Annotated in this window: 8 protein-coding genes; 1 reads left to right on the top strand and 7 read right to left on the bottom strand. The window is 61.1% G+C overall.

Going from position 1 to position 14,502, the window contains the following annotated elements; genetic code table 11:
* Window positions 1-83 precede the first annotated feature (83 nt).
* The 3 genes from rpoD to ABWV89_RS17070 form a co-directional block, all read right to left on the bottom strand.
* Window positions 84-2,417, bottom strand: coding sequence for an RNA polymerase sigma factor RpoD (gene rpoD, locus ABWV89_RS17080; protein WP_353399630.1), 2,334 nt, complete (start codon window positions 2,415-2,417; stop codon window positions 84-86).
* A gap of 305 nt (window positions 2,418-2,722) precedes the next feature.
* The gene (dnaG, locus tag ABWV89_RS17075; protein WP_353399627.1) at window positions 2,723-4,666 is read right to left on the bottom strand and encodes a DNA primase; all 1,944 of its coding nucleotides are present in this window, start codon (window positions 4,664-4,666) and stop codon (window positions 2,723-2,725) included.
* A 54-nt stretch (window positions 4,667-4,720) separates the two neighbouring features.
* Entirely contained in the window at window positions 4,721-6,562 is a 1,842-nt protein-coding gene (locus tag ABWV89_RS17070; protein ID WP_353399624.1) for a gamma-glutamyltransferase family protein, read from the bottom strand.
* A 320-nt stretch (window positions 6,563-6,882) separates the two neighbouring features.
* Between ABWV89_RS17070 and ABWV89_RS17065 the strand changes: the two genes are divergently transcribed.
* Entirely contained in the window at window positions 6,883-8,826 is a 1,944-nt protein-coding gene (locus tag ABWV89_RS17065; protein ID WP_353399621.1) for a GspE/PulE family protein, read from the top strand.
* 327 nt (window positions 8,827-9,153) lie between these two features.
* Here the strand turns inward: ABWV89_RS17065 and ABWV89_RS17060 are convergent, their stop codons facing one another.
* The 4 genes from ABWV89_RS17060 to phaP form a co-directional block, all read right to left on the bottom strand.
* On the bottom strand, window positions 9,154-9,915 hold the full coding sequence (locus tag ABWV89_RS17060; protein WP_353399618.1) for a 3-hydroxyacyl-CoA dehydrogenase: 762 nt from the start codon (window positions 9,913-9,915) through the stop codon (window positions 9,154-9,156).
* A 910-nt stretch (window positions 9,916-10,825) separates the two neighbouring features.
* On the bottom strand, window positions 10,826-11,854 hold the full coding sequence (locus tag ABWV89_RS17055) for an extracellular solute-binding protein (RefSeq protein ID WP_353399756.1): 1,029 nt from the start codon (window positions 11,852-11,854) through the stop codon (window positions 10,826-10,828).
* A 296-nt stretch (window positions 11,855-12,150) separates the two neighbouring features.
* Window positions 12,151-13,305 (bottom strand): iron-containing alcohol dehydrogenase, encoded by a 1,155-nt coding sequence (locus tag ABWV89_RS17050; RefSeq protein WP_353399616.1) that lies wholly within the window; start codon window positions 13,303-13,305, stop codon window positions 12,151-12,153.
* A gap of 329 nt (window positions 13,306-13,634) precedes the next feature.
* Window positions 13,635-14,180 carry a TIGR01841 family phasin gene (gene phaP / locus ABWV89_RS17045; protein WP_353399755.1) on the bottom strand — a complete coding sequence of 182 codons (546 nt, stop codon included), beginning with the start codon at window positions 14,178-14,180 and terminating at the stop codon, window positions 13,635-13,637.
* Window positions 14,181-14,502: the final 322 nt, after the last annotated feature.

The raw sequence follows: 14,502 nt of genomic DNA, 5'->3' as shown, positions 1-14,502 counted from the left end.
GGTCGCCGACCTTGGCGCCTTTAAACAAAAAGGGAGCCCCGAGGGCTCCCTTTTTGTTGCTCGCTTGACGACAGCGTCGCGGCTTACATCGAATCGATGAAGCTGCGCAGCTTGTCCGAGCGGCTGGGGTGCTTGAGCTTGCGCACAGCTTTGGACTCGATCTGGCGGATGCGCTCTCGGGTCACGTCGAACTGCTTGCCCACTTCTTCCAGCGTGTGGTCGGTTGACATTTCGATGCCGAAGCGCATGCGCAGCACTTTGGCTTCGCGCGGCGTGAGGCTGTCGAGAATGTCCTTGACCACTTCGCGCAAACCAGCCTGCATGGCCGCATCGATGGGTGCGGTGTTGGCCTGGTCTTCGATGAAGTCGCCCAGATGCGAGTCGTCGTCGTCGCCGATGGGAGTTTCCATCGAGATCGGCTCTTTCGCAATCTTCATGATCTTGCGGATCTTGTCTTCGGGCATTTCCATCTTCTCGGCCAGGATGGAGGCATCCGGCTCGAAGCCGAATTCCTGCAAGTGCTGGCGCGAGATGCGGTTCATCTTGTTGATGGTCTCGATCATGTGCACCGGGATGCGGATGGTGCGGGCCTGGTCAGCGATGGAGCGCGTGATGGCCTGACGAATCCACCAGGTGGCGTAGGTCGAGAACTTGTAGCCGCGGCGGTATTCGAACTTGTCCACCGCCTTCATCAGGCCGATGTTGCCTTCCTGGATCAGGTCCAGGAACTGCAGGCCACGGTTGGTGTACTTCTTCGCAATGGAGATCACCAGACGCAGGTTGGCCTCGATCATTTCCTTCTTGGCATCGCGCGAGTTTGCCTCGCCTTCATTCATCCGCTTGTGGATGTCCTTGAGCTGGGGCAGGGGCACGACCACGCTGTTCTGGATGTCCATCAGGCCTTGCTGGAGTTCCTGCACCGGCGGGATGTTGCGCTCGATGATGGTGCTCCATGGCTTGCCGGCCGCAGCCTGCTTTTCCACCCACTGCAGGTTGAGCAGGTTGGGAGGGAACTCCTTGATGAAGGTTTCCTGGGGCATGCCGCACTTGTCGACGATGATGCGGCGCAGCTGGCGCTCTTTCTTGCGCACTTCGTCCACCTGACCGCGCACGGTGTCGCACAGCTTCTCAATGGTCTTGGCCGTGAAGCGGATGGTCATCAGCGTCTTGGTGATCTGCTGCTGGGTCTTGACGAAGTTCGGGCTGCCATAGCCTTCGCGGTCATAGATCTTGTGCAGCTTCTCGAACAAGTCGCGGATGGAGTCGAAGCGGCGCAGCGCTTCGTTCTTGAGCTCTTCGAGCTTGCGGGTCAGCGCCTTGGAGCCACCTTTGCCGTCATCATCGTCTTCTTCGTCGTAGTCGTCGAAGTCTTCTTCAGCCACGTAGTCGTCATTCTCATCGGCATCGGCGAAGCCGTCGACGATGGTGGAGATCACGGTTTTGTCGGCGCGAATTTCGTCGGACAGGGCCAGGATCTCGGCGATGGTGGCGGGCGACTCGGAGATCGCGGCCATCATGTCGTGCAGCCCGGCTTCGATGCGCTTGGCGATTTCAATCTCGCCTTCGCGGGTCAGCAGTTCGACCGTGCCCATCTCGCGCATGTACATGCGAACCGGGTCGGTCGTGCGGCCGAACTCGCTGTCCACCGTGGAGATGGCGGCTTCCGCTTCCTCTTCTGCTTCTTCTTCGGTTGAAGCGGAGGGAACGATGTTGTTCTGGAACAGGGTTTCGGCGTCCGGCGTTTGCTCATAGACGGCCACACCCATGTCGTTGAGCAGGGAGACCACCACTTCCAGTGTTTCGGTCTCGACCAGCTTGTCGGGCAGGTGATCGTTGATCTCGCCATGGGTCAGGTAGCCACGGGTCTTGCCCAGCTTGATCAGCGTCTTGAGACGTTCGCGGCGTGAAGTGGCCTCTTCTTCGGACAGGACGGTATCGTCCAGGCCGAACTCTTTCATCAGCGCGCGCTCTTTGGCTTTGCTGATCTTCATGCGCAGCGGCTTGACCTTCTCCGGCTTGGCCTGAGGTGTCTTGTCGGCCTCGCTGCCGTCGTCCCCGTCGTTGTCGAAGTCGTCGTCAAAATCGTCCGAATCGTCGGACATCTTGGAAGCCTTGGGCTTGCGACCCCGCTTGGCCGGCGTCTTGGCAGCAGGGGCCGCCGTCTTGGCTTTCGCCGGACGTCCTGGCTTCTTCTTGGCTGGGGCAGGCGCGGCATCCGCAGCGTCGGCCTTGGTGCGGGTGGTTTTGGCGGCGGCAGCTTTCTTGGTCGCAGTGGACTTGGTGCTGGCCTTCGTCGCGGCTGCTGAAGCCTTGGCTGTGGTCACTTTCTTCTTCTCGACGGAATCGGACTCGACGGCAGCAGCCTTCTTGCGGGTCGTTTTGGCGGGTGCGCCGGTAGTGGACTTTTTCGCGGGCATTTGAACCTCAAAATTCTCGGATCGGGGCCGGCTGGGAAGCATCTTCACCTGTTCATGCACGGCAAACGCGCGCCACAATGGCGTGTCATGAGCTGAGCATGGAGGTGCGCTGGACCCGCCTTTGGCCGGAAGAGGGCGGGCCCGCAAGCTGTGTGGGCGATCATTTGGTGTGCAGTCCTTGCGGGGATCTCTCGCGCTCTTGCTGAGAGCGGAGGTGGCCGGGGTCAGTTCCGCGTCGCCCCTGTCCTGGGGTTAGGCCTTTGCCGGAGGTGCTGCTGTCGCGCTTGCGGTGCGTAAGCCTTATATTATACCGCCTGGCCGTTTTTCAAGGCTGTGATCTTGTCGCGAATGCGTTTGTATTCTTCCAGCGCATGGGAGTCACCACCGGCTACGCGCTCGGCCAGAACCGCGGCCTGAGCGGCCCAGGCGTCTTCCCGCAAGAGATTCATCACGCCCAGCAACTCTTCCTGTTCTGCCTGGGTGTCGGCACCCAGAGTGGCCAATTCCACCTGTTTGCAGGCCATTTCCTCAAACGCATGCCCCCGCAAGCCTTCGCGCAAGGCGGACCACGGCTGAGGTCCATGCTCCATCATCTGGCTTTCCAGCCAGGCGAACACATCGCCATGCGGGGAGGGCAGGTGGCCCAGCAGAGTGTGGTCATCAGGCGACAATGCATCCCATTCCTGCGCATTGGCCAGCAAGAGGCCCACCGCACGGTCTGCCCGGCTGGGAACGCCTCGTTGAGCGCGTGCTGCGCTCCGGGGCTGGCCCTCCCTTCGGGATGGATATGGGTAGGGTTTCGAACTGCCACCCGGTGTCTGCCAGTCCTTGCCTTTGCGATATTTGCCTGCCTGGCGCTCCCCTTCACCATTCGCGGCTTGTCCTTCCGGGGACCAGCGGCTCTTTGCAGAACGTTTGCCAGTGTCGTGGCGTTGCTGCCCGGCCCAGAGTTGCTCCAGGTCTCTGGCGTCAAGCCCGGCCTGGTCAGCCAGGTCGCCCAGAAGCTGGCGTTTGAGTGCCCCATCGGGCAGGGCTGTCCACAGTGGCCTTGCCTGCGAGGCCATGCGGGCTCGCCCTTCGGCCGTTGACAGGTCGCAGTCTGCGCTAGCCGCTTCCATCAGGAAACGCGAGAGCACGGTCGCCTTCTGAACCATGTCTTCGAAGGCCTGCGCGCCGTTGGCCCGGATAAAGCTGTCGGGGTCATGTTCGGCCGGCAGGAAGAGAAAACGGATGCTGCGCGTATCAGTGGCCAGAGGCAGGGCGGCTTCCAGAGCCTTGCGCGCTGCACGCCTGCCAGCGGCGTCGCCGTCAAAGCTGAAAACCACCGAATCGGTGAACCGGAAGAGTTTTTGCACATGATCGGGTGTGCAGGCGGTGCCCAGTGTGGCTACCGCTTGAGGGAAGCCGAGCTGGGCCAGGGCCACCACATCCATGTAGCCTTCGGTGACCAGCGCATAGCCAGCTGCGCGGATGGGGGTGCGGGCCTCGAACAGGCCGTAGAGTTCGTGACCTTTGCTGAACACCGGTGTTTCCGGCGAGTTCAGGTATTTGGGTTCGCCCTTGTCGAGCACGCGGCCACCAAACCCGATGGTTTCGCCCTTGACGTTGCGGATCGGGAACATGATCCGGTCGCGGAAACGGTCGTAGCGTTTCGACTCTCCTTCGGCATTCTTCTCGTCGACGTGCTCGATGACCAGCCCGGACTCCACCAGACGGGCATCCGCGTAGTCAGGAACGACACCAGCGAGGTGGCGCCAGCCTTCAGGTGCGTAGCCCATGCCAAAAGCCTTGGCGACGGCGCCTGTCAGCCCGCGCTGCTTCAGATAGGACACAGCGCGCGGCGAGTCCTTGAGTTGCTTTTGATAGTCCTTGGCTGCCTTGGCGAGCAAGTCGGTCAGGCTTGCCCGCTTTTCGCGGGCTTTGGCGGCGCGCTCCCGGTCGCCCGGTCGCGCTTCTTCTTCGGGTACCTGCATGCCGGTTTGCTGAGCCAGCTCCTTGACTGCCTCCACAAAGTTCATGCCGGTGTGCTCCATGAGGAAGCCGATGGCGTTGCCATTCGCTCCGCAACCAAAGCAGTGATAGAACTGTTTGGACGGGCTGACCGAGAATGATGGCGACTTTTCTCCGTGGAAAGGGCACAGCCCCATCAGGTTGGCGCCCCCTTTCTTCAGCTGGACATAGCGTCCCACCACGTCGACGATGTCAACGCGGTTGAGCAGGTCCTGGATGAAGGTCTGAGGGATGGCCACCAGTGTATTGTCTCCGATGCGGAGACTGCCCCATTGCCCGGTCGCCCTGTCGGCCTATTGCCCCATCACCTCACCTTCACGGCGAGGGTCGGCCCCACCCCGCCAGACCCCTTGGTCGCCCTGACCAAGGCGTTGCAGAGCTTGCAGGCCACTGGTGAGCGGAATCTGCACGACTTTGTGTCCCCTGGCCTCGATCGCGCCAAGGGTGCCTTGGGTGAAGCGATCTTCTTCCAGCACCAGAGGGCCACCTGTCGTGCCGATATTGGGCAGGTCGATGGCGGATTGGGGTGACAAGCCCCACCATTGAGTGCCCAGCAAAACCTTGGCGACATAGTGGATGATGAAGGCCCCTCCTGGGCTGCCCAGGCTCATCAGCAGTTCGCCACTTCGCTTGTCAAACACCATCACCGGCGCCATGGAGGAGCGGGGGCGCTTGCCCGGTGCAACCCTGTTGGCGATGGGACGACCCTGTTCGTCAGCAGGTGCGAAGCTGAAGTCGGTCAGTTCGTTGTTGAGCAGGAATCCACCTGGACGACCTTCGTCTGTCGTGACCATGATGCGGGCGCCAAATCCTGACTCGATGGTGGTGGTCATGGACACGGCATTGCCGTGACGGTCGACCACGCTGACGTGACTGGTGCCGTATTCGGGCTGATCAGGCATGGGGGCATAGGCCGTGGTGGCGCCACCGGGTTGTCCGGCATCGACCGATGGCATGCGCTTTGTCGAGATCAGGGCAGAGCGCTGATCCAGGTAGTCTTTGTCGAGCAATGAAGACCAGGCACCAGCAGGGGGCGCGACATGGTCCGGGTCTGCCACGTATTTCGCGCGATCCGCGAAAGCCAGTCGGGCCGCTTCGGTATACCGGTGCAGCCATTCCGGGTCCATGGTCTGCTCATGCCAGGGGTTGTCCCGTCCCTGGGCCCGACTCAGCAAACCGATGATCTGCCCGATCGCCAGAGGACCTGAACTGGGAGGGGGAAAGCCGCAGACCATGACCTGGCGCGGCTCGGCGTCCATGTCAAAGCACAGTGGCTCCCGCTCTCTGGCCCGATACGCGGCGAGATCTTCCATGGTCATGCCGCCCGGGTTGGTGGGGTGCGCCTGAACTTTCCGGGTGATCGCTCGTGCGATGTCGCCCGTATGGAGTGCATCAGGCCCCTCGTTGGCAATCTGGCGCAGCACATGCGCCAGTTCAGGGTTGCGCAGTATGTGTCCCAGGGGGTGAGCGTTGCCGTCCGGACCCCAGAAATAGGCCCGCGCCACCGGGTCCTCCTTCATCGTCTCGTCTTTGGCCAGCAACTGGTGCAGCCTGGGGCTGATGGCGAACCCTTGCTCTGCCAGTTCGATGGCTGGCTCGAGCAGCTTCTTCCAGGGCAGCTGGCCATGCTGTCTGTGTGCCAGTGCCAGCATGCGCAACACCCCGGGAACGCCGACCGACCGTCCGCCAGCCACAGCTTGCTTGAACGGCATTGGCTGGCCGTCCTCTGCAAGAAAGAGGTCTGGCCCCGCCGAGGCTGGCGCCGTTTCTCTGCCGTCATAGGCTTGTAGCGTGTGCCCGTCGTGGTGCAGGAGGAATGCACCGCCGCCGATGCCGCTCGATTGCGGCTCCACGAGCGCCAGCACCATCTGAACCGCGACGGTTGCATCGATGGCATTCCCGCCTTCTTTCAGGACACGGGCACCGGCTGCGGTGGCAAGTGGGTTGGCAGCGGCGACTGCTTCCTGGCGAAACGTTCGCTCCTCTTTCGCCGTCAGACCGCTTGACGCTTCTGGCTGAATAGAGCCGTCAGCTGTCAGTGGCGACGTTGAGCAGGCGCTCAAAACAGCTGCAGCAAAACTGGCGCAGGCTGCCAGAGCAAGGGTCGTGACACGCTTTTCTCGGGAGGGGGGCATGGGCTGACGGTGGTGTGGTTTGCACTGTGATAGTTGTGAGGGCCGGAGCGGTTCCGGTGAATGCATGGCTCATGCACCACAGGGCATGGCTCCGTTGGTGGGCTCACCTTACCCGAGGGCTGTTTGTCTGGGCAAGCTGGTGGCTTCCCTCGCACACTCGCCATCTCCGCCAGGTTGCTGAAAACCGTGACCCATTGCTCGATAAGACGTTATGGCCGGTCGTGCGCTTGCGCCAAATCAACGTTTGATACCTTTGCTTGCACTATCTTTGTAGCAAAGGGTAGGCCAATCTTGTCTTTCACCTAGAACTTTCGACCACGATGACACAGGCAATTTCACCCAGTACTGAGCAAGCCCGGACAGGTCATGTCATATCGCCCGTCGTCCATACATTGGCGCAATTGCGGCAGGCTCAGGATGCACTGCGCAGGCTGCCAGTGATGGACCTGCGCCAAGCCTTGCTGGCGTTGCACATGCTCGATGAGAAGACACTGGCAGTGCTCGCGAATGAAGACCCGGATTTGCTCAGGTCCCGTGCCCACGAACTGGTGACTCGCGCCATGCTCAGCGAAGACGAGTTGCAAAGGGCGCTGGCCAGGGTCGCAGGGCTGGTTGAAGTGGAGGTTCTGGGCTTTGAAGTGGAGCACAAGGTGTTTGCCCGCCTGCCTCTGAGCCAATGCCACGCCAATGGGGTGATGCCACTGGGTGTTGCCGATGAGCAGTTTCTGGTGGCTTCCAGCGCACCCACCGACGCCGACCTGCATCATCGTCTTTGCAACATCACGGGGCGTTCGGTGGCCCTTGTCTGGGCCAGTCGGGACGCGATAGAGCGGCGTTTGGCTGTGCAGGACCGCATCCACCGGGAAGGTCATGCCGACAGCCCGGAAGCCGTCGTCAAGGAGCTGCGCGACGCTTTGCTCAGCGGGGACGCCACGAGCGCCGCGGCGCACGGTGTGCTGGCGGAGGCAGTGGCTCAGGCGGTGGCTGACATCGGCAGCAAGGATGAGTCCGAACATGACGACTCGGCTGCAGAGTCGGCCGGCATGGTCAAGCTGGTCAACCAGATGATCAGCGAAGCCCAGCGCACCAAAGCCTCGGACATCCATATCGAGACCAACCCGGGCGAAGCCAAGACGCTGGTGCGCTTTCGGCGCGACGGTGAGTTGGAGCCTTACCTGGCCCTGCCACCCAGTTTGCGTGCACCGCTGGTCTCCCGCATCAAGATCATGGCCAAGCTGGACATCGCCGAGCGACGCCGGCCTCAGGATGGCAAGATCGATTTCAGTGAATTCGGCGGCACCAAACTGGAGTTGCGGGTCGCTGTGATGCCAACCCATGACGGCCTGGAAGACGTGGTGTTGCGCTTGCTGGAGTCAGCCAAGCCCCTGCCACTGACCCAGCTCGGACTGCAGCAGCGCGATCTCGCCATCATCAAGGGCTTCAACGAGCGCAGCTTCGGTATGGTCTTGGCCGTGGGTCCGACCGGCTCCGGGAAGACAACGACACTGCATTCGATGCTGTCAGAAATCAACACCGATGACCGCAAAATCTGGACGGCGGAAGACCCGATCGAAATCACGCAGCCGGGCCTGCGTCAAGTGCAAGTCAACAGCAAGATCGGACTGACGTTTGCCAATGCGATGCGCAGCTTTCTGCGTGCTGACCCGGACGTGATCATGATTGGCGAGATTAGAGATGCCGAAACCGCCAAGATTGCCATTGAAGCATCACTGACAGGACACCTCGTGTTGTCGACGTTGCATACAAACAATGCCAGCGAGAGTGTGGTGCGATTGCTCGACCTTGGCATGGATCCAATGAACTTTGCAGACTCCCTGCTGGGTCTGGTGGCTCAGCGCCTGGTGCGCAAACTGTGCCCGGTCTGTGCACAAAGCCGGCCCGTGAGCGACGAGGAATGGAGCACGCTGGTCGAAGAGTATGTGGAAGGCAGCAGCCTGAGCTATGCAGACGGTGAACAGCGCTTGCTGGAAGCTGCCGGCGAGTCATCCCACAAAGGCGTTCACCTTCGACATGCGGCCGGGTGTGAGCATTGCAAGACGAAGGGCTACAAAGGGCGGGTAGGGGTCTATGAGATTCTGCAGAACAGTCGCACCATCAAACAGCTGATCCAGGAACGAGCCCGCCCGTCAGACATTCTCAATGCCGCACTGGGCGAAGGGATGCGCAGCTTGCGACACGATGCGCTGGAGAAGGTAGTGCAGGGTCTGACGGACCTCAAGCAGGCGCGCACGGCGTATCGCTAGAAACGTAGCCCCCACGCTGGGGATGTTGGCCCCCACGCTCCGCCGTTTCACGGGTCGCTGCCCCCCGAGGGGGCGCGTTTCACCTTGGGGCGGCCCGGCGGTGAAACTGTTGGCCCCCACGCTGGGGATGTTGGCCCCCACGCTCCGCCGTTTCACGGGTCGCTGCCCCCCGAGGGGGCTGACTCGCCTTGGGGCGGCCCGACGGCGAGTCGTTGGCCCCCACGCTCCGCCGGCTCACGGGTCGCTGCCCCCCGAGGGGGCTGACTCGCCTTGGGGCGGCCCTGCGCTGGGTCGTGTTGCGTTGCCTTTGCGGTTGGCGGTTTCTACTTACTTGGGTGCGAGGCGGATGGCGCCGTCTAGGCGGATCACTTCGCCGTTGAGCATGTCGTTTTCAATGATGTGCTTGGCCAGCTTCGCGTAGTCCTGTGGCGTGCCCAGGCGGCTGGGGAAGGGCACGCCGGCGGCGAGGGCGTCCTGCACTTCCTGCGGCATGCCGAAGAGCATGGGGGTACCGAAGATGCCGGGCGCGATCGTCATGTTGCGAATCCCGTTGCGGGCCAGATCGCGGGCGATGGGCAGGGTCATGCCCACCACGCCGCCTTTGGACGCCGAGTAAGCCGCCTGACCGATCTGGCCGTCATAGGCTGCCACGCTGGCCGTGCTGATGAGCACGCCACGCTCGCCTGTGCCTTCCTCGGGCTCGTTCTTGCTCATGGCTTCGGCCGCCAGGCGGATCATGTTGAATGAACCCACCAGGTTCACCATGATGGTCTTGGTGTAGGTTGAAAGTGCATGTGCGCCGTTCTTTCCCACTGTCTTTTCCGCAGGAGCAATGCCGGCGCAATTGACCAACCCCATCAGTTTGCCCAGGGAAACCGCCTTGTCCACCACGGCTTGGCCGTCTGCCTCACTGCTGACATCGCACTTGACGAATGCGCCGCCGATCTCGTTGGCAATGGCTTCGCCTTTCTCAGCCTGCATGTCGGCGATGACGACTTTGGCGCCACTGGCTGCCAGCATACGTGCCGTGCCTTCGCCCAGACCTGATGCACCACCGGTGACGATGAAGACTTTTCCAGCGATTTCCATTCTTTTGCTCCTATGCGAATTCTGTTGGGAAGATTGATTTACGTTAACGTAAACGTCAAGTAGGGATTATGGGGGAGTTTGAGGGGGTAAGGTAAGAGGGTTTTCTCTTGCCGGTGGGGCTGTGGGGTGGCCAACTCCTTGGCCTGAGGTTGATGTGGTCAAGTCGCTTGTCGTTTTAGAGGGCCTTTTCTCATTCCTTCTTCTTTTTCTTCCCCCCTATCCCCCCAACCCCCTTTCCACCCCGCCGGGGCGATGACGAGAAGCACCCCCGCCGCGCTTTGCGCGTCCCCCTCAAGGGGGCGGCGCGATGCGGACCGGGAAACCCGGATCCGCCGCACCCTCGGATGGGCCGCGCCGCCTCACGCGAGGCGGCTTTAGGAGAAACCTCTTTTGTAGAGACTTCGGCTTCCTTTGGCACCCAGGCGGCAGCCAACTGGCATTGCCGCTGCGCGGCTCGCCGGTCGCCTGCGAGCGAGACAGTGCAGGCCAACGAGATTCGAGACGCGCAAGGCAAGCGCACATCTGACAAGCCGCAAAGCGGCAAAGTCAGCTGGGCGCCGTGGGCGTGAAGACCGACGCCGAGGCTCCTACGACAGCCTCAACGAAATGCATGTACCCCAAACCAAGGTGGCGACGGTTCGAGCCGTAGAAGCCCAGTCGGCGACCAGAAGCCAAATGAGAGCTCCCCCTTTCCGCCCGGCGGGGTGGAAAGGGGGCTGGGGGGATAGGGGGGAAGGAAATGCAGGATGAAAGAAGGTGACTCAGGGGCAGGGGCGTTGCAGGCAAAAGAACAGGACAAAAGGAAAGGACAAAAGAAAAGGCACCACCCCCCAAAGGAGGCAGTGCCCAACCAAAAACCTTGAAAAGGAAAAAAGGAAAAAGGAAGAAGAATGAAGAAAGGGAAGACGCCTTACTTGTATCCCACCCGATCCAGCATCTGCTGAACCTTGGTCATGTTCTTGGCCACCACGCCCAGTGGCACAGTCTCGGCCTTGAAGTTGTCGCCGCCAATGGCCTTGAGCGCCGGGTTGTCCAGTTTCATGCCTTTTGCGGCGGGGAACTCATTGTTGCCGTTGGCGAAATACTCCTGGGCAAACGGGCTGGCCAGGTATTCCATGAAGGCCACTGCGGCTTCCTTGTGCTTGGCATGCTTGGCCACGCCGGCGCCCGCAATGTTGACGTGGGTGCCTGTGGTGCCTTGGTTGGGGAACACGACTCGGACCTTTTCCATCACTGCGCGGTCTTCAGGTTTGCTGGATGCAACCAGGCGCGCCGCGTAGTAGGAGTTGGTGATGGCCACACCGCATTCTCCGGATGCCACTCCGCGGATCTGGTCGGTGTCGCCTCCCTTGGGTGAGCGTGCCATGTTGTCGACCAGACCCTTGAGCCAGGCTTCGCCTTTCTGGTCGCCCATCTGCTCGATCACCGTGGCAAACAGCGAGAGGTTGTAAGGGTGTGAGCCCGTGCGGGTGCAGAGCATGCCTTTGAGCTTCGGGTCAGCCAGTTGGGCGTAGGTGGCAACGTCCTCGGCCTTGACGCGCAGTGGGTCATAGACGATCACACGAGCGCGGGTGGAGAAACCGGTCCAGGTCACGCCCTGCGGACCTTTGTCAGCACGCAGGTTGGCGGGAATCGCCTCGTCGAGCTTGGCTGACTGGATGGGCTGGAACAGGCCTTGGTCGTTGGCCACGGCCAGGCGCGCAGCGTCGACCAGCATGACGACATCGGCAGGAGATGCTGCGCCTTCAGCTTTGAGGCGAGCGATGATGCCTGCATCATCAGCGTCCACGCGGTTGATCTTGATGCCTGTTTGCTTGGTGAACTCGGCGTACATCGCTTCGTCCGTCTGATAGTGGCGAGCGGAGTAGAGGTTGAGGACATTTTCCTCGGCCTGGGCAGGGATAGCCATCATGGCCGCGGCGGCAGTGGCGACAGCCATGGCAATGGCAGAGTGTGGCTTACTGAGGCTGAAACGGGTCTTGGCCTGGGCCGGGCTTTGCTGGGGCGAGCTGAACTTGCGGGTCATGTTGTCCTGTCCAATGATTGCTGAGAGGGGTTCTGGTTATCTACCGGCGCAGGCACATGTCCATTTCCGTGGCAAGTGGCGCGCAGGTAGCGACTGTCTGTCCTGGATATTAACAGAAACAAGAATGATTCTCAGTTGCTACCATGCGCCTGACGATCTGATTCACACGCCATGGGCTGACCCCGGCCCGTACGGGCGGCGGTCTCCGGTCAGAACGCTGCCTGGTAGATGGCGTGGGCGTCTTCCTCGGTGACCTCGCGAGGGTTGTTGACGAGCAGACGTTCGATCTGCATCACATCCTTGACCAGCATGGGCAACGACTCCTGCTGGACGCCGGCTTCGCGCAGGTTCTGGGCATAGGGCATGGCGGCGACCCGGGCGCGAATGGCGTCAAGGAAAGCACGGGCGGCCACCTTGTCGTTGCTGGTGGTGTGCTCGGGCAGGATGGCGCGCCCCAGTTCGGCATATTCCGTTTGGGCTGCGTTCAGGTTGAAGTCCAGAACGGGGCCGAGGACAAGAGAGTTGGACAAGCCGTGGGGCAGGTGGAAATGGCCGCCAAGCGGGTAGGCGAATGCATGGACGGCAGCCACCGGTGCGTTGGCAAAGGCCATGCCTGCAAACAGCGAACCACTGAGCATGGCTTCCCGAACGGCCGGATCCTTGCCATCCTCTACCGCGGCTGGCAAGTTGGCATACAGCAACTGCAGCGCCTTGACTGCCAGCGCATCGGACAAGACGTTTTTCTTGATCTTGGAGGTGTAGGCCTCGATGGCATGCACCATGGCGTCGACCCCGGTCATGGCCGTTACCGCCGGTGGCAGGCCGAGTGTGAGGTGGCTGTCGAGCAGGGCCAGGTCGGGGTAGAGCAGAGGGGAGACCACACCTTTCTTCTCGTTGGAAGGTGTTGTGACGATGGCGATGGGCGTGACTTCCGAGCCCGTGCCGGCCGTGGTGGGCACCTGGATCAACGGCAGTCGCGGCCCTTTGGCCAGGCCAATTCCGTATACAGAAGGCAAGGCCTGCTGTGTGCATGCCAGCAAGGCCACCAGCTTGGCGGTGTCCATGGAGCTGCCGCCACCCAGGCCGACCACACCGTCAGCCTTGGCCTCAAGCGCAGCCTGAACCGCTGCTTCTACCCGTTCCTCTGGTGGGTCTGCCAGGACCTCGGCATATACCGTGGCGTCCTGACCAGCTGACTTGAGTGATTCGAGTGCTTTGTCCAGCAAGCCTGCCTTGACAAGGCCCGCATCGGTCACGATGAAGAGCCGCTTTGCGCCCAGGTCGGCTGCGAGTTCGCCCAGGCGGGTGATGCCGCCTTGCTCGCAAATGATGCGGGGAACTGTCTCGAACACGAAACCGGACATGAAAAGTCTCCTGAAATGATGGCTGGAGCCGATGCCAGAGGCTCGGCTCTTGTGCGGTGCATTGTCAGCAGAGCATGCGCCAAGAGGCCTGGCTGCGCAAGCCGGGACTGTCCCAAAGGCGAAAAAAAGCCCTCACTGAAGAGTGAGGGCTTGAAGGGTCCGATGAATACGGAATTCGAAAGGGACCCGAGGAGACAACCTGAGAAACGGTCTGTTTCCAGACACCGCCACTCACGCTGTGTGACGGTATCTTGCGACAGGTTCAGTATGTCAGCCTTGACCGATGTCAAAAGCCGGAGAACCCATGGCCAAACAGACCATTTTGAAAATTAACGCTTGCGGCCAGCTGGCTTGGCAGCGCTCACAGCAGTGGCGGTCATGGCGTTGAAGTTGGCTTCAGCCATTTCGGTGGCTTGCTTGACAGCCTTCTGCACGGATTCCATGGCGTTGTTGGCGGCGGAGAAGGAGCTCTTCATCACGGCAACAGCAGACTCGGAACCAGCAGGAGCGTTCTTGGCAGCATTGTCCACAACAGCCATCATCTTCTTCTGTGCGTCAGCAGCCTGGGACTCGGCAGCTTTGGAGAAAGCAGCGCCGGTACCGGTGGCGATGTCGTACAGGTGGCGGCTGTAGGCAACAGTCTTCTCAGCCAGAGGCTGCATCAGGCTAGCTTGCAGAGCCAGCAATTCCTGAGCGTCTTTCACGCTCATCATGGCCTGGGCGGTCTCGGCGGACTCGCTCATGGCAGCCTTGGTGGCCTGGATGTTCAGGTCAACCAGTTTCTCGACGCCGTCGAAAGCTTTCTGGGTCAGGCCGAACAGGGTCTCAACGTTGGCTTTCTGGGCAGCGACGATTTGGTCAGCGGTCATCATAATTTGTACTCCTAGAGGGTGGATAGAGTGAGGGTTTCGATGTTTGCTGCGGTGCCGCTGTCCTTGTTTTTTCATGCCTCCCTGGGGGCCGTTGGACCATGCTGCGCTGCAACATGGTTTGTATTATAGATCTCGGATTGAGCATTGCAAGTCTTTTTTGTTGCGTTGCAGCATATTAGAGTGAAGTATCTAATGGCCAGTGTTTACGTGGTGTTCAGCAAGTTTTTTGGCTTCGGTGCGACGGGAATATTGCGCTGCAATAAATGGAGCGCTGACCTACCGCCGTCAATTGAGGTGGCCTGGTGAAAGTGTTCTACGCCACGCA

The sequence above is a fragment of the Hydrogenophaga sp. 5NK40-0174 genome, from assembly GCF_040372165.1.
Classification (GTDB): domain Bacteria; phylum Pseudomonadota; class Gammaproteobacteria; order Burkholderiales; family Burkholderiaceae_C; genus Hydrogenophaga.
The sequence above is the reverse complement of the archived record's forward strand: the minus strand, read 5'-3'. Positions and strand labels throughout refer to the sequence as shown.